The sequence below is a fragment of the Candidatus Diapherotrites archaeon genome, from assembly GCA_040755695.1.
Classification (GTDB): Archaea; Iainarchaeota; Iainarchaeia; order Iainarchaeales; family 1-14-0-10-31-34; genus JBFMAK01.
Genome location: JBFMAK010000001.1, coordinates 156696 through 182756, shown reverse-complemented (window position 1 = coordinate 182756; position 26061 = coordinate 156696). Strand labels below are relative to the sequence as shown.

Here is a 26061-nt window from a genome sequence, read left to right as displayed (position 1 = left end):
ATCGCTTTAATTAGCCATAAAACAAAAATTAAGAAAATAAAAAAAAGGAAAAAAAGAATAGGCTGAAGCCTATTCAATTTTTAATTCAGGAGAAAGTCTCTATTTGCGTGATCAAAGCTTGTGCTGCTGTCATTGTGTCTGCTGCAGTGTATCCTGCGACAACTACATTGTCTCCGTCTTTCTCTACAATGTAATCGCCTTTCTTTGCCAGCTTGTCTTGTATTCCTACAATGTCTGCAGCAAGGGTGTTCACTTTCCATCCACCTATGATGACATGTGCGCCTGTTCCTGCATCGCTGTCCAATTTGACAAAGTCTGTTGGAATTGAAGCCATTGCTTTATAGGTTGAAGGTGTTGCAGTACAGAGTGCTGCTCCTCCCTCTCCTGTACAGGTAGCGTTGGAATACTTGATGTCATCGATTGTTACTGTTGTTCCTGAAGTGGTTGTTACAGTGTCTCCCTTTGCTTTTCCTGTGAAGGACTCTCCGCCTGTTGTTACCTCTGTTGTTCCTGTTCCTGCAACCAGTATTTCTGCTTGAGGCCTGTTCTCTGGTACTACTGCCACATACTTTTTGTATGAGGTAGAAGCTTCTTCCTTTGCGTGAGTTCCAAAGTCTGTGAAGATGTCTGAAGGATAAGTCAAACTGGCGCAAGCGCTCATCCACTTATTTGAAAGAGCTCCATTCCAGTCCGCCTCATAAGTGTAACTGCTTATGTTGGTGTTACAGGCTGTTGGCTGTACTAAATCTCCAGTTTCTGTGGCAATAAAGACGTTCATATCGTAGACTCCGTCTTCATCTTCATCTATTCTAAAGTTTGCTACCAGGAATTCTTGAGAACTGTAGTTTACATCGCCTTCTAGGTATGCCGGCATGTAAGTGTCGTGTGGTACATACACCCCTCTCCATGCATAGTTTGAGTCTGATGCACCAAAGGCTCTTCCTTCGACAAAGTCTGTTCCAACGAGCTGCCATGACTTACTGTATTGTCCTGTGTAAGCTCTCATTCCGTCCAACAGCAGCCATAATGTCCCTGCACTGTTAGCAGACGTTTCGTCAACCATTACCCTGTAATAGTGTGTTACACTGCTTAAGCCTTCAAAGCCAATTGCTGGATCTGTATTTGCAGTTCTGTCATTTCCTGCGTTGTTATCATTTGACAGGTTTGCATCCGCATAATACCAGTATTGGATTAAGGATCCTGTACTTGAGTCTTTTCTGAATGTAACATTTCCGTCTGCTGTCAGGTAAATGCATTTCTCTGGCGCTGTTGGGGCTTTACCGCTTACCTTGAATACTTGGTCAGCTACCCTTACTATTTCGCCAACATTTACATCTGAAATAGGACCATCATTGGTTGTCCAAAAAGTAGCTGGAGTGTTCTGGTCTGTGGTAAAGGTCATTTTTACTAGTATTCCGTTAACATAGTTTCCGTCACCTATGCACTCAAATCTTCCTGTTGAACCGTCAGCTGTACTTGAACCCTGTATGTTTACATCATTAAAGTTTATTTTTGAGTAAATTGTTTTTCCGTCTATTGTGAGACCGGCTGTTACTGAATCATTGGACAGGTCTGTAAATCTTTTATAGAAAGGAAGTGTGTGTTCTGCCTCGTATGTTGAATCCCTGTAAATCACATTTCCTCCGCCCACTGTAATTCCCGTTGTTCTTTCTGTTTTTGAAACGCCGTTTGTTGAAAATTCTGGTAACTGTAGGCCTAAGAATTTAACTGAACCCCAATTGTTTGGGAATGATGCTTCTTTTCCTGGTGAAAGTGCTTTTGACCCAGTATAAATATTTTGTGAAGTATTGTAAACGTTGATATCCAATAGTTTGTTTACATCTGAGCCTGTTCCCCAGGTTAATGCTGCAAACCAATCGTAGCTGTCATCTGTTTTTGTTGAATCATATGGATAACCCTTGGCGTTATATATTAAAAGTCTGTCTGAGCCTGTCAGGATTACTGGGAAATAAACTGTTGCTCCATCTGTTCCTGTTGTTGTGCCTATTTCGCTTATGTTTAATAATGTAGCTAAAACCACATTTCCGCTATCATCATAGAAGACTACATCTCCTGTGGAAAACCTGTCTGATGCCACTTTTGTTCCATCTTCTTTGTAGAGCGTTAGCTCAATCTTAGTTACTCCTGAAACTGATCTTCCTGTTCCTACTTCAACGTAGTATTTTCCTCCGTCTTTTCCCAGCAGGTCTGCTATTTTATCTCCTGGCGAGTAGGTCTTTTCTGCTGCCGCTTTAAGTAATTGAACGTAATTGTTTGTGTAGTCTACTGTTTTTACTAGGTAATCCTCTCCAAAGAATGGAATTCTAATGTTATCGTTTGAGTCGTCAGCGAAGGCCAAACAAGTTGGTAAACCAGTTCCTTCACATTTAGGTATTCCTGAACCTAAGTTTAGGTTATATCTTAAGCCATTGCTCTGGATTTTTGATTGAAGTCCTTTGTAGCTTCCTGATGGTTCAAACAATACATCTGCGGTGAATGCAAGTCTTTCCTGCATTGTTGTTGAGTAGGAGACTGCATTCCAACTGTAAGATTTGTTTCCGTAATATTTCAGCGAAGGTATATTTGCATTTGTTACTAACTGGTTTGAAAAGTTTGGTTCTTGTAAAGTACCACTAGTTCCTGAGTACATTATGTTGTAGAATGTCTTTCCGCCTGATACTGTTACTGTTCCGCCTACTGTTAGGTCTACTGTCAGTCCTTCTACATTTGGAACTGTTCCTCCGCCTGATACTGTAGTGCTCACTGTTGAGTCTGTGTATGCTTTTTGTGCTAGTGCTGCCGCAATATTGCCAGCCCACACGATATCAGAAGCTTTTGCTTTCTTTCCGACTACTATGTCCACACTTGGTGTTCCGTCTGTGTTTACTAAGTCGCTTTTCGTGATATCAGAGGCTGCTGCTGTTACAATAGGTGCTACTGCCATTCCTGTTAAGGCAAGCCCTGCAGCTATTGCAGCAAGCTTTTTTATGTTTAGACTTTTCATGTGTTTTTTCACCTCACATTTTTTAGTCATTTGTGGAAAAATAAAAAACAAGTCCAAGGATGTTTTTCCTTAGGCTTGTATTATTGATTGCCGGGTTTTATTTAAATACATTGCGCTTTCGGAAATTTAATGCTTTAAAAAGAAGGTATTTTTTTGAGTGATTGCTGAAGGGCTTTAAGTCAATCCACGAAGACATTTTTGGGCTTTTTTTAGGGCATTACAGGTAGAATTTTTTGTATGAAAAATTATGAAAAAATTTTTAATGAAAATTCAGCTGTAAAGCTTGCGCGTGAATTCCTCTAGTTCCTCCCTGCTCATTTTTTTTGCTATGTAGTCTGTGTAAGTATGAACAATTTCCACTACTGCCATCAGGCCATCCTGAAGGTCGTCCATTGTTGTCTCGAATTTTTGGGGTTTAAGGACTTCCACTGCCACTGGGCCGTACAGGAACATAAGCCTCATTAGTGCCCTGAAGTCTTTTACGCTCAGGTTTACTTCAAGGAAGCTTGATTGATACTCATTCTGCTTTACTGCCTCTGCTTCTCTTATGTCGTAAATCAGGAAGTCTTCTTCTTTCATCATTGCTTCTTTTATTTCTTTTAATTGTTTTTTTAGGAGTTCTTCTTCTATTGCCTGCACTTCAATTGTTGCCAGGAGCCTTAGCTTGTTTTTGTCTTCCTCTGAGAGCTCTTTTCTTCTTTTTACTTCTTCTTTTATGTGTTGTTTCAGCCTGTATTTTGTTGGATAGCCTTCTTTTTCCACTAATTCCAGTTTAAGCATTGGCTTTAGTTCTTCCATTAATTCGTCGTAAGGAATATTCAATTGATTGCTTAATTCTTCAACAGTCTTGGGCTCATGCATTAAGAGCAAGGCAATCCTTTTCTGGGTGTCAGTGTACTTGACCATATAATTATGATTCCCTGTAAAGCGTTTAAAAAGCTTTTTGAGCCATTAATTGAATTAATATGTTTTTAGTTGGAGAAGCAGTCAATGCAGCCAATACAGCCCAAGGCGCTGTATCAAACGTCCTTGCAGGCAACTGGATGATACTGCTTGCAGGCATAATTTTCATTATTGCCGCAGTAGTAATATTCTTTGTTTTAAAGCATTTGATTGCAAATACTGTTCTTGGACTGATTGCATGGGCAATAATTCATTTTGTCTTTCACATTGAACTCCCATTCATTGCAACCTTAATTGTGACAGTAATTTTCGGTCTGGCAGGATTAGGGGTAATGGTTGTACTCAAGTTCTTGGGTGCAGTTTAACAAGAAAATTCAGAAAAATTAGTTCAGAAAATCATGTCAGCTTTTGAGCCGCACTTCGAGCACTTGCCTTCTTGCATGCCAGGCATTTCAGTATTGTAATAGTATCTTCTCACCAGCAAATTCTTGCATTCAGGGCATAAAGTATTCTCTTCAGCCTGCAGGTTGCCTGCATAAACATATTTCAGGCCTAATTCCTCTGCAATCTCTTTTGCCTTGAGGACAGTCTTTGGGTCTGTTGCAGGAAGGTAATCCAGCTTGTTCATTGGATAAAAGCGCGAGAAATGCAATGGAATTGAAGGGCTTAAAGAAAGAATGAATTCCGCTGCCTCCCTGAAGTATTCTTCCTTGTCATTAAAGCCTGGGATTATAAGATAGGTTACTTCATCGTGAATCCTGTTCTTGTAAAGCCACCTAATTGTATTCTTTACCCCCTTCTCTCTCACTCCACCGCAGACTTCCTGGTAGAATTTCTGGTTCCCTTTCAGGTCAACATTAATTGCATCCAAGAAAGGCTTTACGGCCTGGAGGGGTTCCTCGCTCATGTAGCCGTTTGAGACAAAAACATTGTACAAGCCGAATTTCTTTGCTTCCTTCATTGTGTCCAAGGCATATTCAATGAATATTGTGGGCTCAGTGTAAGTGTAGGCAATCCCCTGCACTCCCAATTCTAATGTTTGTTCTACAATTTCTTTTGGGGAAGTGAATGGAACTTTCTCAATCATTTCTTCAGTGAATTTCTGTGAAATATGGAAGTTCTGGCAGTGCAGGCAGGAGAAATTGCAGCCGTAAGTGCTTACCCCAGTGCACTGAGAGCCTGGCTTGAAGTGAAACAAAGGCTTTTTCTCTATTGGGTCGACCTCCAAGGTCAAGGTCTTTCCGTACACAAGGGAGTAAAGCCTTCCATCAATATTCTTGCGCACCCTGCAGAATCCTGTCTTCCCTTCTGCAATAAGGCAATTGCGCTGGCAGGCATTGCACTTAATTCTTCCGTCCTTTTCCTTCTTCCAGAAGAGCGCTTCATGCAGTTCTTTTTCAGGCATTAATTTCACCTAATACAATTATATGTATTTTCATCTTTAATTTATTGTGGTTTTTTATGCCTGAATTGAACTGCGACCTGCATTATCACGGCCTTTATTCTGGGGGGGTCTCAAAGAACATGCTTGTCCCTGTAATTGCGGAGCAGGCTGAATTGAAAGGCCTTCACTTGCTTTCTTCTTCTGATATATTGCACGAAAAATGGTTTGAGCACGTGAAGGAGAATTTAGTGGAAGAAGAGAATGGAATACTCAAGTTTAAAGGCAATTCAATTAATTTCATTCTGGGAACTGAGGTGCAGGACTCTGATAGAGTGCATCACTTGCTTTACTTTCCTGACTTTAATTCAGTGCTTGAAGCAAAAAAAGAGTTGAAGAAGTATTCCTCTGACATGGATTCTTTTGGTGGCGGAAGACCGAGGATTAGGCTTAATGCTGAAAGGATTGCGGAAATAGTTTTTGATTCAAAAGGGATTATTGGCCCAAGCCATGCTTTCACTCCATACTTTGGTGTTTATGCTCATTTTGATTCATTAAAGCAATGCTATGGAAAGCAGATTGGAAGAATTAGTTTCATTGAGTTAGGCTTGAGCGCTGACTCTTATTTTGCTGATTTAATTGAAGAAAACCATAACTACCAGTTCGTGACATTCTCGGACGCCCACAGCCCTTGGCCTTACAGGCTTGGAAGGGAATTCACTAGAATTAAAATGAAAGAACCTTCTTTCAAGGAATTAAAGAATGCATTAGAGGACAGGGAGGAAGGGCTAATTACATTGAATGCAGGGCTTAATCCAAGGGAGGGAAAATACCATTGCACTGCATGCAGCAATTGCTTCACCAAATATTCATTGGATGATGCTTTAAGGCTTAAATGGAAGTGCACTAAATGCTCTTCCTCAATAAAGCGCGGAGTGAGAGACAGGATTTTAATGCTCTCGAATTTTTCTGAGGAAATGCATCCAAAATTCAGGCCTCCTTACCTGCACTTGCTTGCCTTGGCTGAAATAATCCAGGACTCGCTTAAAGCAAAAGATGTTACCTCAGAGCCAGTGCAGGATTTGTGGCTTGAGTTCGTGAAAAAGTTTGGCTCAGAAATAAATGTTTTGATTGACGAGCCAATTGAGAACCTAAAAGAATTGAATGCAGATGCCGCCTCAAAGATTGACTCTTTCAGGAAAGGCTTTGTATTATACATTCCAGGAGGCGGAGGAAATTATGGAAGACCAATAATCTGCAAGGACGAAAAAGAGTTCGAGAAAAAGAAAAAAGAGTTGCACAACCAATTGGAGTGCAGGACAGAATTTATGGGACAGAAAAGCCTGATGGAGTTTTAATAAGTTGCAATAATGTTATTTTCTGTGTTTAGAATGTTTAGAATGAGAATTAAACTTCACTTTTCTTAAGACTTCATATTGATATTTAGCTATGAGTTCTTCTAGTCGGAATTTTGAATAAGCATTAAGATAATTTTTAAATCTATGAATTAATTTTTTTTCATGTTCTTGTAGATATAGCTCAATTTTTTCTTTATTTTTATTTAGAATAGGACAGTTTAATTTCCAAATCATCCAATAGAATTTTCCATTAGATTCCCAAACATTGAATGGAAAAAATCTGCAATCAAAAGGTCTATTAGGATAAATTTCACACAATTCTTTTCGATTAAAATATAAGCATGGATGACGAGTATTTATATGGCTAAGTTTTCTTTTTTCATGATTTGTTACAAAAAGAGGAAAAGCAATGTCCCATTTACAACACTTATCTTTACAGGTTAAACATTCTTTCCACAAATCAGTTTGCACATATTTCACCAGGACCATCATCTAACATAGCTTAATGAGCTGTCTGGGGGAAGCTGTTCCTGCTGTTCTTCTTCTAATTGCTTGGATAACTGCTGGAATGCCTGCTCTATGTTTTTGCTTTCCTTGCCTATTTCGTCCATGTTCACCTTGAACTTGAACTTCTTCACCAACAGTTCAATCAGCTTCTGTGCTGAGCCATGATCGCCATAAATGAGCCTTGCATTGGTTTCTCCCATAAGGCATGCTCCGTGAATGCCTTCTTCTGCTGCAATTCCAATTATTAGGCCTGCTGCACCGCTTATAAGGCCTTCCTCCTGGCCTTCTGTAGCATTCAATTTCTTGAATTCCTGTATTATTTTCTTGTTGGTTGCAGCAATTACAATCTTGGGCTGGGCATTCATTCTTTTTTCTCCCACGTTGATGCCTGCAAGGGTGTAGATTTCTTTTACGCCTAATTTTTTTGCTTCCCTTACAATTGCTTCAGCGAACTCATAGTGCTCTTGCGCTGAGCCAAACCTTATGTCCAGGGAAGGCTGGACTGGCCCTGCAAGGAACAAATAGTCTTTTCCTTGGAACTTGTAATGGTATAATTCGTCTTTAATTAATTCTATGAGGGAATTGCGCGTGTGAATGCTTGGAGGGAATGAATCAGAGTAGATTTCAGCAATTTTCTCTGCCTTAAACTGCTTGAGCATGTAATCAACAGCAATCTTGCCTACAAGCCCTATTCCTGGAAGGCCTGTGAACATTACTGCGTCCTTTACTTTTATTTTTTTTACGAGATTAATTTTTGTTGCCATTTTATTTCTTCTCCGTTTTTTTTCTCACGAGGCTTTTATTTCGTTGAATCTTGCCTTGCCTTTCATTCCCTCAATGAATTTTACTGCCTTCTGCGTTGCATCGTACAGGAACTTTTCTGCTATTTTATAATCGTGCGATACAACTTTAATCATGTATTTGCCTGAGCCCGTATAGGAAACTTCCACCGAAACATTTTTTGGGGCTTCCTTTTCAAGCAGGCTTAAGGTCTTCCTTATTATTTCAACGCCATTTGATGCAGCAGAGCTCAATTCAATTATTCCCTTTACTTCCTTTTTTGATACCTCAAAATTCTTTTTCACTATTTCAAGCAATGGCTTGCTCCACTCTCTGGGTATTTCTGAAGGCACTTGTTCTTCAACCAAGATTTTATTGAATGCCTTTTGCAGTGAACCATAATTGTTTATGAGGGGCTCTGCAACCTCGTGCCATGCCTCGTCAAAAGGCTTTTTCTGTTCCTGTGAGAGGACTTCAATCAGTTTCTGGGCTCTCTTGAACTGCTTGTATTCCTCGATTTTTGCCCTTTGCGCTCCTGCGCTGACCTTTGTGAGGCTTAAGTCTATCTGGCCTTTTGCTGGGTTCATTGAGAGCACTTGCGCTGCCCTTATCTGGTTTTCTTTGACGAAATTCCTTACATTCTTCACCCATCTTGAGGCTATCTGGGAGACGTGCACAAAGCCTTTCTGGTTTTCGTATTCAAGCAATTCAACAAAAGCCCCATAATCCAGAACCTTTGTTACCTTCACTACAACTGTTTCTCCTATTGATGGCAGTTCACTCATTTTTTATTCCTTCAATTTTTTTTTAGCTTTCAGTATTCCCTTAAAATTTTTGATTTTATTGACGGCTTTGAGGCTTTGGGTTCTGCAAGCACTTTTTCGCACACAAGGCATTTTACTGTTGAAGAGGGAGCAGAAAACATTACCTGTTCATTGCCGCAGGAATCGCATTTCACTCTAAGGAATTTTGTTTTTGGCCTTGGAATTGAAATCTTCATTGCCTCACCTATTCTTCCCCTTCTTTTTTCCCTATCTTTCTTGCAATAAAAAGCTTTGCAATTTTTTGCGGTAATTCTACTGTCTGGCCTTTCTTGTATGGGCCGTATTCCTTCATGTCTGTGCCCACAAATGAAGGCACTTCGTTTAGAATTTTTAGTGAAACCATGTTTTGTTGTTTTTCTTTTTCTTCTTCTATTTTTTTTGTTCCATTACCTAAAAAGATTTCGTTCAAGCCTTCCTTGTTCTTTTTGAGTATCTTAAGGAGTTCCCTGTAAAGCTTTTTCTCTTGCAGGAACATTCTTTCTTCGCTGGGTTCATCTGTCCTTGAAGCAATCAATGCAAGATTCAATATTTTTTTCTCTCTTAAGGAAAAAATTTCTTCAATCATTTTCTTCAGGTTAATGAAGTCCCTGTCCTTGGAGAAGTTCATTTCCTTGAGGGAGTTCATGTAACTGTTTTTTTCTTCTTTTATGAATTCACTCAATTCACCCAAAAATTCTTCTTCAAGCTCGCTAAGCTTGCTTGTATTCTTTTCAAGCCTGTAAATCCTTCTTATTTCATCGTAATTCAATTCCATTTAATCCTTCACCTTACTGAAGCTGAACCCCTTGCCATCAAGTATAATGCAGCGAATTCCGGCAGAACTTCTTCGCTTTTATTGTATGGACCAAAGAACTCGCCTCCTAAACAGAATTTTGGTGCTCTCCCAATAAATACTTTTGTGGGATTACTTGAAAAAATTATGCTTTCTTTTAATGGGTCAAAGGATTTTAATTCCTCTAACGGAATGCTTTTTGCCAGTAGGCTTGTTGAGCCATGGATGGTGTCAGGCACCCTTATTATTTTGCTTGCGTCAATGGAGGTCTGCCTGTCTAACTTCACTCTGATTTCTTCTGTCGCCTGCTTTATGAGGGAGAACCAGAACGCCTTTGATTTTTTTGGTAATGGCGAAAGAATGCCTTTCTCAAAGTTCTTTAGGGTTTTCTCTTTTCTTTTAATGAATTCTTTTGCTGCCTTGAAGGAAATTCCTGTTATTCCTGCAATCCTCTCTGCTTCTTCTCCTTCAATCAATTTCTTCATCCATTCCATTATTCTCTCGTTCAATCCAATCCTTTCGTTTGTTTTAGGGCACTGCAAGGGCATTGAATCCAGGTTGAAGCCCTGGTTTTCCAGGCTCAGGGAATTTGCTGTGAGGTAGTCAACCAATTCAATCCTTGCTTCATTGGTTAAGGAGAATATCTTCTCTGAGCTTACATGAACATGATAGCCTTTGCTTCCAGAGAAATTCACTGTAATACCTCCCACGAAATCAAAGTCTTCTTTCAGGAGTTCAACCAATTTGAAGGATTCCTTTTTTGTTTCTTCAAGGCATTCACTGCACACCCACTGCTCTGATACTACTGCCGCGCCGCATTCAGTACAGTTGCTTATTGCTCCTTTTCCTTTTGCACCGCATTTGATGCAGTGCCAGGAGTCATGTTCTTCCTTGCATTTTGTTTTCAGGTCGTCTGCATCGAATTCGTAAACCAGGTCCGATTTAATGTAATCCTTTGCCTCCATCGGCCTCTTGTCCGGGAATTGGTAGTAGGCGGCAGAGCAGGAAACATAGAATGGCGCTTCTTCGCGCAGGAATTCATTGAAGTGCCTGCTTGAGTCGAATGCCAAATGCCTTTCGGTAATCTTTTTTCCGAATACCCCAATGCCGAACTCCCTTCTTTCAATTTCTTTAACTGAGTCAACGAACTTCTTCTCGTAGTAGGAATGGAATTTCCTAAATAAAAAATTTATTGTATTATTGTCTGCCTGCATAGCACCATAAAAAAAACTTAACAGGAAAGTATTTTAAATAACCTTGCATTTAATATTACAACAACATTTTTCGAAATCAGTCTTCCGTTAATCGAATCAATTTTTTTTTTTGCAAGTTGGGGTGGAGCAATTGTTCGAGCCTTTAATTGCAGCAACAGAGACAGAAATATCAAAGATTTTGGCCATAAACCTTGACGGCATAGGCACCCTAAACGATTTGTTGTTCAAGCTTATCTTAATTGTAATAATATTTATTGGGGCTAGAATTGCAATTTCCCTCATAAACAGGTTTATTGAGCGCTCTCTGAAGGAGCATAAGGCAATAGATGAAAAGCTTAAGTTTGATAAAGTGACCTTAGATACAATAAAGAAGATTGTAAGGTATTTCGTTTACTTCATTGCCTTCATAATGATTCTAGGCCAGTTCGGATTGAATATAACAACATTGATTGCGGTCCTTGGAATTGGGGGGATTGCAATTGCATTCGGCGCACAGGAAACCATTGCAAACATCCTGGCAGGCTTTGTATTGATCTTAGACAAGCCTTTCAGGGTCGGGGACAGCATAACCCTTGCAGAAGACAGGGACAAGACAGGGGACATAATTGAACTGGAGAGGAGCGGTCAAGTAATAGACATAGGCTTGAGAAGCACGCGCATTAAAACTTCAGGGAATGTGCTTGTGAGCATTCCTAATTCAGAATTCTCTAAAAGGGAAATATGGAATTACACAAGACAGGACAAGACATTCAAGATCTTCATGCCAATAAGCATAAGCTATGAGTCAGATTACGGCAAAGCAAAAAAAATCCTTATTGAAAAAGCAAAAAAGCATTCTGAAGTATTAAAGAATCTTGATGCCCCCGAAGTTATTCACATGGGTTTTGGGGAATACTCAATCAACATGGTTTTGAGTGCCTGGATAAAGGACGCAGAAAAAAGATTTTATGTGAGGTCAGACTTGTTTGAATCAATCAAAGAGGAATTCGACAAGGAGGGAATTGAAATCCCTTACCCTAAAAGGCATCTTGTATTTGGCAAGGGCGAAAAACTAATTGAATTCCCTAAATCAATGCAAAAATAAAAGACAACAGAAATAAAACTATCACCTGAATCACAATCATTGCAAGCCACTGCACTAATGCCTGAGAGTAAGAAACCTTTTTGCCGTAAGCCCATTCAGCCGAAACCTTCAGCACCCACAAGGTAATTATAACCTCAATTATTATTACTATGAACAGGGAAGCAATTGATCTATCCAGAAAAGGCATAACCATTCTTTTCTTCACTTCCTTTTTCTTTTTACTTCCCTTATATAGTAGCCCAAAGGAGTTTTTATTCCTTCGCAGGAGTCATTTCTCCTGCACAATTTATGTTCAACCATCTTAGAGCATGAAGGGCTGGAATACCTTGGCTTTAAGGAAGTGCCCTTAATGTTTTTTATGTGATACCTTACAATCCTTTCATTGAAATTGGGCGAACGCGCGTACAGTTTCAGGATTTCTTCCTCAGGCATCCTCAAGTTCACTAGAAAGCAGGCCAAATCAAAATTCTCTAAGTGATGAAGCTTGTGCTCTCCTGAAACCAGCTTATCGTACAGGAAAGAAAAGCACGGGGAAAACAAATTCAAGTCAATTTTTCCTCCTGAAACAAAAGAGAATTCCCTTTTAGTCCTCTTGAATATTTCGCCTGCAATCTCTTCTGCTGCTGCCTTGAATTTTTTTGGGACAGTTTTTGTGTCTACTGGAAGCGAGGAAAGAATTTTGTTGTAGACCAAGGCCGCCTCAAAGCGCATGAAGTCATTCCTGTTCAGGAAAACATTCCCTGCCTTAATCCTCTGGTTCACTAATTTCATGAACTCCTGGTTGAATGAAGCCTTAAGGTAATCCAAGAGGTCTATTTCTGCAAAGAATTCCTTCTTGTTGCTCAACCTGAATTTTATTTTGAGCTCTTTTGCAAGGTCAATTATGAAGTCGTCTTCTTTTGCCTCCAATTGAAGATACTTGAATGCTGAATCAGAGAACATCCTGCTGAATTTCTTGTTCAATTCCCCTCTCCTTATAAGCGAAAGAAAAATTTTCGCCAGAGGAAAAGCAATTATTTCGTCTTTTAGGGCGTCAGAGGACTCAGCTATTTTCGGGAGAAAATATTCTTTTCCCTGGCCTGCGTGCTGCACCATTGCTTTTGCCCTGTCTATTGCCCTTTGAGGTACATTATCAAGAGAGAAGCCGCTTTCCTTTGCTGTCTTCACTGCCCTTGAAGAAAAAGGAAACCTTTGCGCGAAAACCAATTCATACGGCACAGGCATAAAAATAATAGGATTAAAAAGAAATTAAAAATGAATTACTTTTGGGTTGACTTGGTTGCTAATGTGAGCAGGGCATCAGACAATTTCCCGAATTCTTTTTTGAGGGTCCAGTTTGTTTGTTTTAGGGTGTCTGCCATGCCGTCTATTCCATCAGACACTTTATCCATCTTACCAGACATTTTATCCATTCTGCTGGAAACTTTGTCGTATTTGGCGTCCATTTTGTTAAAATTAACATTTGTAGCTTTTCTCAGAAGCCTTGTTTCATTTACTCCTTTGCTGACTCTATTTCCCAAAACAGTAAAATGCGATTTTGATTCATTCCTAAAGTCTCTTATTTCTCCATACATTTTCTGCATGTAGATGACAGCTTCATCTGCCCTTTCACTCAATTCATTTTGGGGATGGCCTCTAACTATTTTGAATTCAGTGAATTTCTCTTTCAGTTTAATTTCTTTTTCCTTTATTGACTTTACTGCAATAGGCCACTCCTTTATTCTTATTCTTTTACTAAATTCATTTAACTGCTCTTCTTTTCCTTGAACAATTATTTTCACTCTTCCATCAGGCAGGTTCTCAATGCTTCCATTAAGCCCTAAATCAAAAGCAATTTGGCTGACGGAATTCCTATAGCCGACCCTTTGAACATTCCCTTCAATAATTAACTCAAAAGTCTTCATAAATAAAATAAGGAAAGAAAGAATATTTAAAAACTGTATTATAAGGCAATCAACGAATTGCCTATAAAATCATCTGCGCGAGCAGGAACTGTATGTCTCCCTCGCCTATCTTGTAGCTGACCTTCATTGGGGCGTCGCTTTTGAGTTCAATTCTAACATTTTTTACTGGGTCGGCTTCCCTGAGCGCGTTAGCAAAGAAATTAAGCGAATACTTGCTCACTACCTCTGTAGGGGACTTTACTGTAATATTCTTTGTTTCCTTTATTAGTGCATGCATGTTCCCGTGAGAGCCTCGCGCTTCAACCACTAATTGGGAGCCTTTAACTCTTAAAACAACAGAGCTGCCGAATAATTGGGCGTCCTTCAAGGCCTCCTTCAGGATTCTGGCATTTATTTCTATTACTGCATCAAATTTTGTTGCGGGAATATTTATTTCTTCTTCGCTCACGTCAATTAAAGGCAGTTTGAAGGACCTGCTTATTTCGCCTTCGAGCTTGATGTGCAGTTCATTGTCATCTACGTTCATGAGCATTTTGTCTTTTGGAAGAATCCTCTGCATTATTTTATTCAATTCAACCAAGTCAATTCCAACAAAGGTTGGCTCAATCTCAAATTCGTCGAAAGCGCTCTTCGGTATGGCATAATTCACAAGCACTATCTGGCTCGGGTCAACTGCCTTGAATGCAATTCCGTTGTCGTTAAAGCGGAAGTTGCCTTCAGAAATAAAAGCAGAAATAGCCTGTATTGCCTTGCTCCAGTTCTCGACCTTTTTTAATTCAATCACAGCACATCACCCTTTGCACCAAAACCTATTTATTGCCCTAAATTATAACTAAATAATACCCCCTAACCCTTTAAATTGTTTTGCAAAAAAATTTAAATGGTCTTGTATGCCTTCAGTAAAGCAGTTGGAGAAAGAGAAAATTCTATTTTACACTCACCTATTTGCTCACACAAAAATTGTTGGGGGGAGGGTTGGATTGAAAAAAGCATTTGAGATGCTCTCAGAAAAGCTTTCAGGAAAGAGAGCTCAATGGTTCGAGGAGAACAAAAGCAAATTTAATTTAAAGCAAAAAAATGCAAGGACTGCAAGAAAGATTGTGCTGGAGTTCTGGAGGCAATTAACTCCATCTTGGAGCAAAAAAAATTTCTGCATCCACGAGGAAAGCGGGCACGTGTCAATCTTCAGGTTCAAGGGCTTCTGCCCTATTCTTGAGGCAAGCAAAAGGAACAATTTAGACACAGAGCTCTCATGCACTTTTTGTTCGGAGAAGCCTTTCAATGCAGCAATAAAAAAATTCGACAAGAAAACAGAATTGAAGATAATGGCCCGAAGGCCAGAAATTGATTACTGTGAGTATCTTATTGCTTTCAGGCCTGAGAAAGTGAACAAGACAGTTACTGTTTTCCTTAGGCACAAAGGAAAAATTTTGTTGCTGAAAAGGTCTTCAAACAAGCACATCCATCACCCAAACGAATGGAACACTGTAACAGGCTATTTGAATGAAATGAGCGCCCTGAAAAGGGCTTACTTGGAGATAAAGGAAGAAACAGGAATCAAAAAGAACCAATTGAAATTCATTAAAAAAGAAAAAGAGTTCAAAATAAATGACAGGATTTGCAATAAAATCTGGCTTTGCACTCCAGTGCTCTTTGAGACCAAAACAAGGAAAATTGAATTGAACTACGAGCACTTGAAATACAAGTGGATTAAACCTGAAGAATTAAATAAACTGAAATATATTGTGGGCTTGCAAAAGGCATTAAATAAAGTGCTTTCACCTTAGGCCAGGCCTGTCATAACGGCTTGTGATTATTGCAAAAACAACCAGCATTCCAATCGCTGTTCCTAAGGCAACCCAAAAATCTGCTGTCCTCCTTAAAATAAATTGAACTATCAGATTCACTATAAATGCAATAAAGCCTGCTATTATTCCTGCAATAAGATTATTCCAGTTCATTTTTCTTTCATTCTAAATTTTTTATTGACTTGTTTAATATGACCAAAGAGAAAAGCCAGCCGAAAAAGAATACTGCAGCCATCTCATAAATGCTTTTAGTGTAAACCAAAGCAGCAAAAACAAGAAACCAGATCAAGGTCATTGCAATGGACTTCCAGTGCCCTTTCTTTATTAATGCCATTCAAAAAAACCCATAAATAGAAAAGCAAAAGAATTAATTAATCTTTCCCTAAACATGGCGATTAACGAAAGATTAAGTTATTTAAGTTATCCCTGACTAATTTCTTGGAGAGGGTTGGTTTGATTGCGCTTGTACCTTGACTCAAATATAATTATTTCTTACATTAACTTGGACTTTGGAAGAAATTACGAGTTGATGTATAAGAGGGTGGAAGATTTTTTTGCTTTATGTGCAAAAAGAAAATTTACTTTAATTATTTCCAGCCTAACAATTAATGAGGTAAATAAAAATTCTTTTTGTGCAGAAGAAGACTTAATTGAATTGCTCAAAAGACATGGAGTGAGATTTGGGATAATTCGGATGGCCAATTCAATAGAAAAAAGAGAGCCGGAACTAAGGCTGTTGGGAATTCATTTTCCAGATTCATTGCATGTAGCTTATGCACTAGAGTCAAAAAGTGATTTTATTGTAACTTGGAACAAAAAAGACTTTGAGCCAATAAAACATTTAATTGATGTTATTTCGCCTGACGAGGTTGAAAACCATGTTCCATTAGATGCTCATTAGCTATTTTTATTCTTTCTTCTCTTGAAAGAAACCTGCCTTTATAACCCTTAGCCCTGATTTTTTTGGAAAATTCTTTCCTAACCTTTTCCTGCTTTAATTTAATTAACTCAAAATACTTATCTCTTACTGCATCCCTATAGAATTCGCTCTTAGAGCTATAAAAACCTGATGATCTAATCAATTTTTCTATGTCTTTAATTACCTCTTTATTCAAGGAAAAACTTTCAACCACTATCTCACCACAAAAAACCCGAAAAAAGGCTTTATTTAAATTTAAATAAGAATTAAATAAAGAAAAAAATAAAAAGTTATTGAAAATTCAGCTGGTCTCGATTCTTGGGGCCAGGAAGTAGGTTATTTCTGCTTTGCTTATTGGATAGGAGATCTTCACTGGCGCATTGGATTTAAGGTGAAGTTCAACCGTAGTGTCAGAGCTTGCGCCTTTAAGCATGTCTTGAAGGTAATCCAAAGGGAACATTGCATAGCATTCCTTTTTTGCCTTTAATTCTTTTAAGCCCTTGTCTTCTGCTGAAATGATTTCATTATGGGCTTCGCCTTTTGAGGAGGTTGCCTTTATGAAGAACTTCTTGCCTGTAACCCCTAAGGTTACGTGTGTGCTCACAAGGCTTGAGTCCTTGAGGCCGTCCTGTATGAGGCCTGCAATGACTTTCACTTCTGCATCGAATTCTATTTTGGGCGAAGGCAATTCTGTTGTGCTTATGTCAATTAATGGAACTGAAAAACGCCTTGTGGAGTCGCTCTTGAATATTAATTCCAGCCTTGAATTGGTTTCATCTATATTCATTGTGAGTTCGTCGTTTGCCTTGCAGCGTGACATGACCTGGCTTAAGTAATCCAAGTCCAATCCAATCTTAGTGTCCTTTTCCACATTGTATTCTTTGAATGCCTTTTTCTCCATCTTGAAGTCAACCATTGAGATTTGGCTCGGGTCAGTTGCTTTAAGGGAAAGGCCTTCTTTTGTTATAATGAATTCTGCTTCATCTATTAGTACAGATATGGCGTCAATTGCTCTCTTGAATTCCCCTGCATTTGAAAGAATCAATTTCATTTTATTCCCTTTTTAGCATTATGATTGAGGTTAGAATAATATTTTAATTCTATTGTTGCCTTCCTGTGAGGAGTCTTGGGATTTCATCGAAAGGAATCAATTTAACCCACCCAAGCCATGGGATCTTGAATAAAACCTTTCCTTGGAGTTCTGATTCATTTATTGGATATAATGTAATGCAGGAATTCTGGTTCCTTAGAATATAGCTTTTGTATGTTAATTGCTGGCAGTCCTGGTCAACCCAGTAATTTTTTGTTGAATCGCCTTTAGTCAGAAAATAATAGCCGTCCTTTGCCTTGATTTTGGCTATAACCCTGTGGATTATCTGCTCCTGCTTTAATGCAGAGTAATAAACTATTATGTCTCCTTTTGTATTCAATTGGATTGTTTTATTGATGTCAAAAAAAGTTAATTCTTTTGTTGTCTGGGGCATTGCGCCTAACTGGTTCAGTATTACCTGCACTTGGTATTGTGCAGGGCTGACCGAAGCAATATCCTGCAATTGCTTTCCTTTGAGGTCAATGCTGCTTAAATCTATTTCCTGTGCCTTGACATTCTCGTGGTTTGCTCCAACCAATACCATTACATCTCCACGGTAAGTTAGGGGCTCCATTGAACCGCTCAGCACTATTACCATTGGATAATTTGTTCCGAGGACGACCCCCAAGAGTGTATAAAGAAGCCATGCAATAACAAAAGCCGAAATTAAGTATACTGCCCAGTCAATTGTTTCATCCATTGCTGAAGGCCTTGCCTTTTTTGGGTGAATCCTTCTTAAGGCAATTTCAATGTAAGTGAAAGGGTCAATCCACTTCAGGAAAGAAAGCTTTTTCTTGAGTTTATTGTATTTTTCTTTCAGGGAATTTTCTTTTTTTGTTTCTTTCCTGTATTTTTCTCTTGCCATTCAATTCACTTTAATTTTCATTTGGGTTTTGTTATCCCTGAGGCAATCATGTGGGAAAGCCTTAAGGGCTCAGGCAGCAAGGAGTATTTCCTTGTCTTCCTTATTATTGTTCGCGCTTTTTCTGGTGCAATGCCTGAGCACTGGAAGTAAATGCCTTCAAATGAATTTATTTTGCCTGCTTTTTTTATTAATTTAATTCTTTTTTTTGTCTGGGGGATATGGCTTAATGCTTTCCTTATTTTTTTCATGTCAGGGAACTTCCTGAAGCAGGTTATTACCGGAACGCCAAGCTTCCTGTGCAGTTGCTGTACGTCTGCAATGTTGAAGCCCGCGAAATTCACTCCATGGAGGAACAGGATTTTTATTTCCTGCCTGAATTTTGATTCTTTTATCATTGAAGCAATTTTTTCAGTGCTGTCAAGGCCGTCTATCAGGATTTTTTCTGAGAGAATGCCTTCAATTCTGCCGTCAATCCTTGAAATAACCCCTACTAGAATTGAGTCTTTTTTTGTTTTGTCCAAGAAGCCGTCGTCAATGCCTATTACCCTTACAAGAGCCTTCATTTGACTGCCTTTTTTAATGCCTTTTTGAATTCACCCAATTCTTCCATTATTGTTTTTGAGGCATCGCTTAAAGCTTTTCTTGCGGTTTTCTCTTTTGTCTTGAGCACGAATTTGCTGTCCTTGTCCATTGGATGCTCTAATTTGAATGCAACGAATTCAACATCCTTGTCTTCGAGTAATTTGCTTTTAAGAAGGTTGGGGAAAGTGTATCTCTCTCCCTTGAGAATGAATTCTATCTGGTTTTTTGTGTCTTTTATTATTTCTATCTCCATCCTTTTTCACCTTTTATTCAATTATTTGCTGTAGTCAAAGGACAGCTTCCTGTTTTCTATGGACCCACAGTTCAAGCATTTAAGCTGCCTTCCAAACAATCCTAACTCGTTCCTGCACTTGCTGCAGAAAGCTTTTATTACCCCTAAGCCTTCTTCTGCTGTTGTCAAGTCAATAGAATAATTAGTTACATTAATTACTTTTGCTTTCACTATGTCGCCTATCTTGAATTCGCTCCTCAATTCTTTAACGTAGTTCCTTGAGACATTCGAAATCATGACCTGCCCGCTGGAAAATTGTGGAATCCTTTCCTGCCCGTTCTTTTCTGCTTTAAGTATTGAGAGAACAACAGAGTTGTCTTTCACTAGAATTACATTGCCTATCACAATGCTCCCAGGGGTAATTAAATTGATTGAGCGGGCCCTCTCTTTTATGTTGACTTTCCTTTCCTTTTCATTGAATTCTGCTTCCCCTACTTTTGTGGAGTAAATTTTTCCTTTTTCGTCTTCAAAAGTGTTCTTTCCAGGCTCGTATTCTTCTTCCACTGTAAGGAACTGCCCTGGAAGAACAAGCTCATTCTTTTTGTCCATTTTTCATCCCCTTTAACTTTTGAATCCATCAAATTAACATTTTAATATTAATTGTTTCATGGTTTAAACATAAAAACAGATATAATTAATAAGAAGGAAAACATATTTAAATTAATAACGAAGGCAGAAAAACAGGCAAAAGGAGTTTTTTCCAAAATGGTACTAGAATCAATTTTAGGTGAGAAGGATGCAAGGAAGCATCCTCTTGTAATGATGCTTTTCAGCATTGCTCTTTCAAGTGTAGGATTATGGGTTTCCTATTTCACCTTTCCTTCTACTGCAAGCACCCTTGGAATTGCTTTCGTCACAATTGCCGCAATGCCAGTGCTTTACTCAATTTTTGTTGCAGAAGAGGAAGAGGAAGCAGAAAGGCCTGGTGCAACCCTTACATTCATTGAAAGGCATTTTGATATACTTAAGATTTTTGGCTGGTTCTTTATCGGGCTTATAATCAGTTACTCTTTCTGGTATTTCTTCCTGCCGCAAGACACAAGAAGCATTGTATTCAGCGAGCAGGAAGGCGCTTTAGGGGAGATAAGCGACATAAGGAATGATTTGACTGAAACAGGAGAATACCGTGGGAGCGTTGTGGGCTCTGACGTGAAATGCACTAATGATTACTGGTGCATCTTTAAAGTTGTATTAGCAAACAATTCCACTGTCCTCTTTCTTTCAATTTTAATCTCTTTTGCTTATGGTGCAGGCGCACTCTTTCTTATTGGATGGAATGCCTCTGTTATTGGCGTTCTGATTGGAAAGGATGCCATGCAGTCAATCACTCTTTCTCCAACCCAAGGACCTTTGGAGGCAGTGACAAGCTATGGCGGAAGCCTGGTGAATGGCTTGAGCCTTATACCCCACGGCCTGCCAGAAATCGGCGGCTATCTAATAGGGGCAATCGCTGGGGGCATTATTAGCGTGGCAATAACAAAAAAGAAGTACAGGACTCACGAATTCCAGATAATCACAAAAGACTCTTTACTATTAACATTCTTCGCTTTCATGCTCTTGATTGTGGGGGCATTGATAGAGGCAGCGCTCATAGTGGGCGGATGAAAAATGCTGCGCTTAAGAAAAAGAAAACAAAAAGAAAACATTGGCCCGTTTAAGAGGCTGCCAAAAGAACTTAAATTAAAGAAAGTAAGCGGTAGAAACTATTTATGCCTTGATTCCGAGGAGAAGTTTCATAATGCAATTAAAGCTGGCAAATTGTTCAGGGCAAAAATGAAAAATGAAGACAATAAATTTTCAACTGTTTATGTCAAGCTCTATCCTCATGGTCTTCCAGTTGCTTTTGAGCCGAAAACAGGAAATTTATATGATATTAATGATTTAGGTGAATGTTACTTCGCGAGGAAAATCAGTAAGGATTACAATATCCCTGAAATTATCAAAGAAATGGAAAAAAAAGCACAGAAGAACTAAGGTCAGAACTCAACTCCAAAAAGACCAAAAGAAAGAAAAATGTTTTCAGGAAAATAGGAAAACTGCTGTTTGTCCCGAAGAAAAAGAATTAATTGAATTTATTTCTTTTTGTAGCCAAATTTTTTGTTATATTTGTCATGGCCCATTAAGTCAAGGACAAAAGCAACAATTTCTATTTTGTTTTCGCTGTCCGTCAGCGAGTAAAGCATTCTCCAATAGTTTGGCAGCTCTACCCTAAACAGATTTGTTATTCCATATTTTTCTTTGTATTCTTCTGGAATATAATCCTTTCCCACAGGATTGCCGTAATGGATGTTTGCTTTTATCAATTCGATTTTGTGGTTTATCGCGTTAAGAATTGTTTTTTCAACTTTTGATTTGGGTGCCTGTTCATTCAAGTATTTGTAGACCTCTTCTGCTTCATCAGACAAAATAACTCTTACTGCCTTCATAATTCGAGACCTTTAGAAATAGCCCTTCTTAGGTTTGGGTTAGCATTGTGAATCCAAGTAATTCCTCTCAAGCTTACTGCAATTTTATTGCTTTTTTCCAGATAATCAAGAATAACCATCAAAGTGTTGTGGTTAACCTGCTTTGGCAACTTTCTTTTAAGCTCTGCAATGGTTACAACGCTTTCCTTCAAATTCTTTAAGACATTCTCCACCATAATAACAGTATTAAGAGTTGGGGCATGCTCTAATTTCTGCATTTGAACCTGCTTTAACATATACATCACTAAAAGTTATTAATTAATAACAATTATATATCAAAAAGCATAAAAAGGTATTGGTTAAATCTTTCACTTTTAGTTTGTTGTAATTTTCCTTTTAGTAGGTTTTAGACATAGAATAACAAATTTTTTGTGCTTTCCCTTCTACCATATAATAATTACATCCTTCTACAGGAACTGCTGAATTACTGCAGTTTCCTTGAGTTGATGACCCATTTTCTGCAACGCACTTGTTATATTGGTAGAATACGAGGCAATCTTTTTCATCATAGCAAAGTTTTCCTTCTACATCCCCATTACGAAACCCTTTTGCAGTCTCACAAACCTTTTTTGTCATATTACAATAGCAGGTAATGTCATCATTTATCATTTGATATTTAGGTTGCACTATTGAATTAACGCAGCCCTTCTCAAAACTTCTATTGCAACCAACAAACATTCCATCGCAATATTTTTCATTATCTTTGGCAAAAAGAATATGGTCTGGAATTTTTTCATTTTTAGACTGATTAAGATACAAAACAAAACTGACTATAATCCCCAAAGCAATCACACTAATAATAAGTTTTGCTTCATGCCTTTTAAAAAATTCCTTCCGCTTCATTTCTTTTTTCCTTTCTTGTTTGATTGTTTCTTTTTTTTCATTTCGTCCATGTATTCCTTGAACATGCCTGCGTAGGTGCCAATGTCTTCCAAGCTTAATGGTTTGCTTCCGCTTTCGCTTCCGCTTTTTGGTGTTGAAAGCCTGCCTGTGAGGGCTTCAGCGAACTTGCTGGCTTCAATAGGGAAAATGATTTTTGTGGCTTGGCCGTCAGCCATCTTCTCTAAAGCACGGATGTAATAATAAGATAAAGATTTTTCTGTGAGTTTGTCTGCTGCATCCCTTACTGCATCTATCTCATATCTTTTTGCCTGCGCTCTCTCCATTATGGCTAATTTTCTTTGCTCTGCTGCCTTTTGTTCGTGCATTGCACTTATTACTTCAGGGGGAATTGTAACATTTGTTATCTCCACTGATTCAATGCTTACACCCCATGAAGCTGTAACTTGAACCAGTTTTTCTTTCACTTCGTTGTTTAATTTCTCTATGTTTGCTATTACTTCAGACATTGTGAGGGAGCCAATTACATCCCTGATTGAGGACTTAACATACAATTCTGCTCCATGCTTGTAGTCGTCAATTTCTATTACTGAATTGATTACAGACTGCTTGTCTTTGTTGACGTAAAGATATATTACTGCGTCCACTGAAAGCCTTATCTTGTCTGCTGTCACAACCTCCTGGGGCTCAATGTCTATTGTGCTTGTCCTTAGGTCTACAATCTTGAATGATTCAATTACTGGTATAAGTAAAGCCCAGCCCGGGCCCCCTACCCTGGACACCCTTCCAAAAGTGTAAATTACTGCCCGCTCGTATTCTTTTAGGGTGAGCAGGAAGTCATATCTCCATATTATGAACAAAAGAATTACTGCAAGGACAATCCCTGCAATGTACGGGATGACCAACTCCTTTTTCTGGTATATGAGCCATGCAATGAATATAATTAAAATTACTATTACAGCGAATATTATTTGTTTTATTTTATAGGATTCCGTCTGCCTGAATCTTTTGACCATATTTTTTGGGACACCAATAAATTTAATTAAACTTTCAGCAATAATAAATAAGTTATCCTAAATATAAATAATTATGCTATAAAAGGAAGAAATTATGCCGAAGCATGAAGCCGTACTGGTTTTGAGTGTAGATAGAGACAATGACCTTGGAAGAAAGGCTAACGTTCAAGGGCCCGTAATTGGAAGAAAGAATGTACTGAATGCTGCAGCAAAGCTCGCAGTAGCAGACCCAGGGGATTCAGATTCAAACTGCCTGTTCGGCTCAATAAAGAAATTCGATGAAGTGAAAGGGCATTACCCTAAAGTTGAGTTAGCAGCAGTTACTGGTGTCGGAAAAACAAGCTTTGAGTCAGACAAAAGGCTGAATGAACAATTGGATGAAGTGCTTTCCTCTTTTGATGCAGACGGCTTTGTTTTAGTTACAGACGGAGCTGAAGACGACCAAGTAATTCCATTGCTTCAGGCAAGGGCCCCAATAATTTCAAAGGAAACAATAATTGTAAAGCAGGCAAAGGAAATGGAGGGAGCCTATTATGCTTTAAGGGAAGCATTAAAGGACCCCTTCCTTGCAAGGATTGCTTTCGGGCTGCCTGGAATCGTCCTGCTTCTTTACGGCTTGATGGTGTTCTTTGGCATAGAAGCGCAATTCATTCAAGGCTTGCTTCTTGTGGTTGGAATTTATTTACTGCTCAAAGGCTTTGGAGTTGAAGAAAAAATTGTTGCTGCAGCAAGAGACCTTACAACAACTGTCTCAGTTCAGAGGACAAGCTTTCCATTCTATATTGCCTGCCTCTTCTTCCTTGTATTCGCTGCAATAACCGCATACAACAGTTATGCTTTCTATCCTATAGAGAACCTGTTCTTGAGGATTGTTGTTTCCCTTCAGACAACATACTTTCTTTTGGTTATAACTGCTGTTTCCTTTATTATAGGAAAAGCTATTGATGCAATCCACTTCAAGAAAATGTTCCAGTTAAGGAAATACTTCCTTTCAGTTATTTCTGTTCTCCTATTATGGTTTATTCTTGATTCCGGGACATTAGTTATAACAAAGGAGGCAGACATCAATTTCTTTCTGCTGAGCATTCTATTAAGCTTTGTAATTCTCTTGGTTGCCTACAAGGCCAGCACAGTATTTGACGTAAGGAGAAGGGTCACAAAATTGCTCATAGGGCTGCCTGTGTTCTCCAAGGAAGGAAAGTACATCGGGAAAGTGGAAGACATTGACGCAAAAGACAAGGCAATCGAATTCAAGGACTTAAAAGGCAAAACAAAAACAAAAGTAAACAAAAACGATTTCACCTTAAGGCACGGAAGAATAATTTTAACAGCAGCTACAGCAAAATAATTTCTTAATTCACCCGATCTTTGGAATTTTCGGCAGACTTTTTTCTATTATGCTGGGGAGCTCCAAGCTGATTATCTTCTTGAGTTCTTTGAGGAGCTTGCCTTTCTCTTTGGATTTCTGGAAGGCATTGTCTAATACATCGCTTAAAGAGGAAACAGGAATTATTTTTATTCTGGCTTTTTCTTTTTCTGGAAGGATTATGTCCTCCAAATTGGTTTTGGGTACTATGACCTCCTTGAAGCCTGCTGCCATTGCTGCCTGGACCTTTGCTGTAATGCCCCCTACTGGAAGCACCTCTCCTCTCACGCTCAGAGAACCAGTCATTGCCAATGATTGCTTTACTGGAATTTTCTCTAAAGCGGAAATTACCGCTGTGGCAACAGAAACTGAAGCAGAGTCTCCTTCAACTCCGGCGTAAGCCTGCAGGAATTGAATGTGCAAGTCATACCTTGAAATGTCTTTTCCTGACAGCTTCTTTATGATTGCAGAAACATTCTGTACTGCCTCTTTTGCTATTTCGCCCAGTTTTCCTGTTGCAATCAGTTTTCCCTCTGAAGCCGACAATGCTGGCGCAACCTCTGCTTCTAATGGGAGAACCAATCCTGCGTCACCGTCAGCGCTTACTGCAAGGCCGTTCACTCTTCCAACTGCAAATCCTTCATTCAAGTAAACCTCATAATCTTTTTTTTCTTCAATTATCTTGTTCATCATCTGCTGTTCTAAAGTTCTTGCAGCCATCTTTGCTTCAAATATGTCTTGTGCTTGCACTAATTCGTGGCCTTTCTCTTTTGCAATGTCTCCTGCTGCCCTTACAAGGCCTCCTAAGTCTCTTAATTTGAGTGTGAGCGAATTCTTTCTTCCACTCCTTCTTCTTGCCTCAAATATAATTGATTCAACTGCCTCCCTGCTGAAGTGAGGGATCTTCTTGTCTTTCACTACCTCTTGAGCTACAAATTGTGCTATCTTTGCCCTGTTTTCTTTTGTGTCAGGCATATCCAAGTTCATGTACAGTTCATACCCGTAACCCCTGATCCTTGACCTTAGAGCCGGATGCACTCTCCTTAAGTCCTCGTAATTTCCTGCTGCTACAAGGACAAAGTCGCAA

General features: G+C 38.9%; 33 protein-coding genes and 1 pseudogene. 8 read left to right on the top strand and 26 right to left on the bottom strand.

Annotated features, from left to right (window positions below; all coding sequences use genetic code 11):
- Positions 1 to 85: 85 nt before the first annotated feature.
- On the bottom strand, positions 86 to 3004 hold the full coding sequence (locus AB1467_01080; protein ID MEW6294872.1) for an S-layer protein: 2919 nt from the start codon (positions 3002 to 3004) through the stop codon (positions 86 to 88).
- A gap of 270 nt (positions 3005 to 3274) precedes the next feature.
- Positions 3275 to 3910: a hypothetical protein gene (locus AB1467_01075; GenBank protein MEW6294871.1), complete on the bottom strand. Its 636-nt coding sequence runs from the start codon at positions 3908 to 3910 to the stop codon at positions 3275 to 3277.
- Between the two features lie 59 nt (positions 3911 to 3969).
- On the opposite strand from AB1467_01075, the gene AB1467_01070 reads away from it, so the two are divergent.
- Positions 3970 to 4272: a hypothetical protein gene (locus tag AB1467_01070; GenBank protein ID MEW6294870.1), complete on the top strand. Its 303-nt coding sequence runs from the start codon at positions 3970 to 3972 to the stop codon at positions 4270 to 4272.
- Between the two features lie 23 nt (positions 4273 to 4295).
- Here AB1467_01070 and amrS read toward each other — a convergent pair whose 3' ends face one another.
- A complete protein-coding gene (gene amrS, locus AB1467_01065) occupies positions 4296 to 5312 on the bottom strand; it encodes an AmmeMemoRadiSam system radical SAM enzyme (GenBank protein MEW6294869.1) in 1017 nt (338 codons plus the stop codon).
- 56 nt (positions 5313 to 5368) lie between these two features.
- On the opposite strand from amrS, the gene AB1467_01060 reads away from it, so the two are divergent.
- On the top strand, positions 5369 to 6646 hold the full coding sequence (locus AB1467_01060) for an endonuclease Q family protein (GenBank protein MEW6294868.1): 1278 nt from the start codon (positions 5369 to 5371) through the stop codon (positions 6644 to 6646).
- Positions 6647 to 6661: 15 nt separating this feature from the next.
- On the opposite strand, the gene AB1467_01055 is transcribed toward AB1467_01060, so the two are convergent.
- The 6 genes from AB1467_01055 to AB1467_01030 are packed head-to-tail and all read right to left on the bottom strand — an operon-like array spanning position 6662 to position 10743.
- The gene (locus AB1467_01055) at positions 6662 to 7117 is read right to left on the bottom strand and encodes a hypothetical protein (GenBank protein ID MEW6294867.1); all 456 of its coding nucleotides are present in this window, start codon (positions 7115 to 7117) and stop codon (positions 6662 to 6664) included.
- Between the two features lie 17 nt (positions 7118 to 7134).
- A complete protein-coding gene (locus tag AB1467_01050) occupies positions 7135 to 7917 on the bottom strand; it encodes a PAC2 family protein (protein MEW6294866.1) in 783 nt (260 codons plus the stop codon).
- A 24-nt stretch (positions 7918 to 7941) separates the two neighbouring features.
- Entirely contained in the window at positions 7942 to 8718 is a 777-nt protein-coding gene (locus AB1467_01045) for a S1 RNA-binding domain-containing protein (GenBank protein ID MEW6294865.1), read from the bottom strand.
- 29 nt (positions 8719 to 8747) lie between these two features.
- Positions 8748 to 8933 carry a 30S ribosomal protein S27e gene (locus AB1467_01040; GenBank protein ID MEW6294864.1) on the bottom strand — a complete coding sequence of 62 codons (186 nt, stop codon included), beginning with the start codon at positions 8931 to 8933 and terminating at the stop codon, positions 8748 to 8750.
- 8 nt (positions 8934 to 8941) lie between these two features.
- On the bottom strand, positions 8942 to 9511 hold the full coding sequence (locus tag AB1467_01035; protein ID MEW6294863.1) for a hypothetical protein: 570 nt from the start codon (positions 9509 to 9511) through the stop codon (positions 8942 to 8944).
- An 8-nt stretch (positions 9512 to 9519) separates the two neighbouring features.
- The gene (locus AB1467_01030) at positions 9520 to 10743 is read right to left on the bottom strand and encodes a DNA primase small subunit domain-containing protein (GenBank protein MEW6294862.1); all 1224 of its coding nucleotides are present in this window, start codon (positions 10741 to 10743) and stop codon (positions 9520 to 9522) included.
- 130 nt (positions 10744 to 10873) lie between these two features.
- Here AB1467_01030 and AB1467_01025 point away from each other — a divergent pair, with 130 nt between their 5' ends.
- On the top strand, positions 10874 to 11827 hold the full coding sequence (locus AB1467_01025; GenBank protein ID MEW6294861.1) for a mechanosensitive ion channel family protein: 954 nt from the start codon (positions 10874 to 10876) through the stop codon (positions 11825 to 11827).
- On the opposite strand, the gene AB1467_01020 is transcribed toward AB1467_01025, so the two are convergent.
- The 4 genes from AB1467_01020 to AB1467_01005 form a co-directional block, all read right to left on the bottom strand.
- Entirely contained in the window at positions 11808 to 12020 is a 213-nt protein-coding gene (locus tag AB1467_01020; GenBank protein MEW6294860.1) for a hypothetical protein, read from the bottom strand. The two genes, AB1467_01025 and AB1467_01020, sit on opposite strands and share 20 nt — an antisense overlap.
- 8 nt (positions 12021 to 12028) lie before the next feature.
- Positions 12029 to 13051 carry a hypothetical protein gene (locus AB1467_01015; GenBank protein MEW6294859.1) on the bottom strand — a complete coding sequence of 341 codons (1023 nt, stop codon included), beginning with the start codon at positions 13049 to 13051 and terminating at the stop codon, positions 12029 to 12031.
- A 35-nt stretch (positions 13052 to 13086) separates the two neighbouring features.
- Positions 13087 to 13731, bottom strand: coding sequence for an acylphosphatase (locus AB1467_01010; protein MEW6294858.1), 645 nt, complete (start codon positions 13729 to 13731; stop codon positions 13087 to 13089).
- 61 nt (positions 13732 to 13792) lie between these two features.
- Positions 13793 to 14515, bottom strand: a complete 723-nt coding sequence (locus AB1467_01005; GenBank protein MEW6294857.1) for a hypothetical protein — start codon at positions 14513 to 14515, stop codon at positions 13793 to 13795.
- Between the two features lie 106 nt (positions 14516 to 14621).
- Here AB1467_01005 and AB1467_01000 point away from each other — a divergent pair, with 106 nt between their 5' ends.
- A complete protein-coding gene (locus tag AB1467_01000) occupies positions 14622 to 15518 on the top strand; it encodes an NUDIX domain-containing protein (GenBank protein MEW6294856.1) in 897 nt (298 codons plus the stop codon).
- Here AB1467_01000 and AB1467_00995 read toward each other — a convergent pair.
- Together AB1467_00995 and AB1467_00990 are read right to left on the bottom strand one after the other, a co-directional pair.
- Positions 15510 to 15692 carry a hypothetical protein gene (locus AB1467_00995; GenBank protein ID MEW6294855.1) on the bottom strand — a complete coding sequence of 61 codons (183 nt, stop codon included), beginning with the start codon at positions 15690 to 15692 and terminating at the stop codon, positions 15510 to 15512. The two genes, AB1467_01000 and AB1467_00995, sit on opposite strands and share 9 nt — an antisense overlap.
- 7 nt (positions 15693 to 15699) lie before the next feature.
- Positions 15700 to 15873, bottom strand: coding sequence for a hypothetical protein (locus AB1467_00990; protein ID MEW6294854.1), 174 nt, complete (start codon positions 15871 to 15873; stop codon positions 15700 to 15702).
- A 123-nt stretch (positions 15874 to 15996) separates the two neighbouring features.
- Between AB1467_00990 and AB1467_00985 the strand changes: the two genes are divergently transcribed.
- Entirely contained in the window at positions 15997 to 16440 is a 444-nt protein-coding gene (locus AB1467_00985) for a hypothetical protein (GenBank protein ID MEW6294853.1), read from the top strand.
- On the opposite strand, the gene AB1467_00980 is transcribed toward AB1467_00985, so the two are convergent.
- From AB1467_00980 to AB1467_00955, 6 genes are all read right to left on the bottom strand, one after another.
- Entirely contained in the window at positions 16391 to 16672 is a 282-nt protein-coding gene (locus AB1467_00980) for a ribbon-helix-helix domain-containing protein (GenBank protein ID MEW6294852.1), read from the bottom strand. The genes AB1467_00985 and AB1467_00980 overlap by 50 nt on opposite strands.
- A gap of 87 nt (positions 16673 to 16759) precedes the next feature.
- Positions 16760 to 17509: a proliferating cell nuclear antigen (pcna) gene (gene pcn / locus AB1467_00975; protein ID MEW6294851.1), complete on the bottom strand. Its 750-nt coding sequence runs from the start codon at positions 17507 to 17509 to the stop codon at positions 16760 to 16762.
- A gap of 49 nt (positions 17510 to 17558) precedes the next feature.
- Positions 17559 to 18413 (bottom strand): hypothetical protein, encoded by an 855-nt coding sequence (locus AB1467_00970; GenBank protein ID MEW6294850.1) that lies wholly within the window; start codon positions 18411 to 18413, stop codon positions 17559 to 17561.
- 17 nt (positions 18414 to 18430) lie between these two features.
- The gene (locus tag AB1467_00965; protein ID MEW6294849.1) at positions 18431 to 18976 is read right to left on the bottom strand and encodes a DUF99 family protein; all 546 of its coding nucleotides are present in this window, start codon (positions 18974 to 18976) and stop codon (positions 18431 to 18433) included.
- Entirely contained in the window at positions 18973 to 19248 is a 276-nt protein-coding gene (locus AB1467_00960) for a DNA-directed RNA polymerase subunit L (protein ID MEW6294848.1), read from the bottom strand. Before AB1467_00960 ends, AB1467_00965 begins: the two co-directional genes overlap by 4 nt.
- 21 nt (positions 19249 to 19269) lie before the next feature.
- Positions 19270 to 19836, bottom strand: a complete 567-nt coding sequence (locus tag AB1467_00955) for an exosome complex RNA-binding protein Csl4 (GenBank protein MEW6294847.1) — start codon at positions 19834 to 19836, stop codon at positions 19270 to 19272.
- Between the two features lie 156 nt (positions 19837 to 19992).
- On the opposite strand from AB1467_00955, the gene AB1467_00950 reads away from it, so the two are divergent.
- Both AB1467_00950 and AB1467_00945 read left to right on the top strand, forming a co-directional pair.
- Positions 19993 to 20892 carry a stage II sporulation protein M gene (locus AB1467_00950; GenBank protein MEW6294846.1) on the top strand — a complete coding sequence of 300 codons (900 nt, stop codon included), beginning with the start codon at positions 19993 to 19995 and terminating at the stop codon, positions 20890 to 20892.
- A 3-nt stretch (positions 20893 to 20895) separates the two neighbouring features.
- The gene (locus tag AB1467_00945; GenBank protein ID MEW6294845.1) at positions 20896 to 21261 is read left to right on the top strand and encodes a hypothetical protein; all 366 of its coding nucleotides are present in this window, start codon (positions 20896 to 20898) and stop codon (positions 21259 to 21261) included.
- 98 nt (positions 21262 to 21359) lie between these two features.
- Here the strand turns inward: AB1467_00945 and AB1467_00940 are convergent, their stop codons facing one another.
- From AB1467_00940 to AB1467_00925, 4 genes are all read right to left on the bottom strand, one after another.
- Positions 21360 to 21713 (bottom strand): hypothetical protein, encoded by a 354-nt coding sequence (locus AB1467_00940; protein ID MEW6294844.1) that lies wholly within the window; start codon positions 21711 to 21713, stop codon positions 21360 to 21362.
- Positions 21710 to 21970: a hypothetical protein gene (locus AB1467_00935; protein MEW6294843.1), complete on the bottom strand. Its 261-nt coding sequence runs from the start codon at positions 21968 to 21970 to the stop codon at positions 21710 to 21712. Before AB1467_00935 ends, AB1467_00940 begins: the two co-directional genes overlap by 4 nt.
- A 118-nt stretch (positions 21971 to 22088) precedes the next feature.
- Positions 22089 to 22595 carry a hypothetical protein gene (locus tag AB1467_00930; protein MEW6294842.1) on the bottom strand — a complete coding sequence of 169 codons (507 nt, stop codon included), beginning with the start codon at positions 22593 to 22595 and terminating at the stop codon, positions 22089 to 22091.
- The gene (locus AB1467_00925; GenBank protein ID MEW6294841.1) at positions 22592 to 23608 is read right to left on the bottom strand and encodes an SPFH domain-containing protein; all 1017 of its coding nucleotides are present in this window, start codon (positions 23606 to 23608) and stop codon (positions 22592 to 22594) included. Before AB1467_00925 ends, AB1467_00930 begins: the two co-directional genes overlap by 4 nt.
- A gap of 94 nt (positions 23609 to 23702) precedes the next feature.
- Here AB1467_00925 and AB1467_00920 point away from each other — a divergent pair, with 94 nt between their 5' ends.
- A complete protein-coding gene (locus tag AB1467_00920) occupies positions 23703 to 24956 on the top strand; it encodes a DUF373 family protein (GenBank protein ID MEW6294840.1) in 1254 nt (417 codons plus the stop codon).
- 9 nt (positions 24957 to 24965) lie between these two features.
- On the opposite strand, the pseudogene AB1467_00915 reads toward AB1467_00920, so the two are convergent.
- Positions 24966 to 26060 (bottom strand): annotated as a pseudogene (locus tag AB1467_00915) (S16 family serine protease).
- Position 26061: the final 1 nt, after the last annotated feature.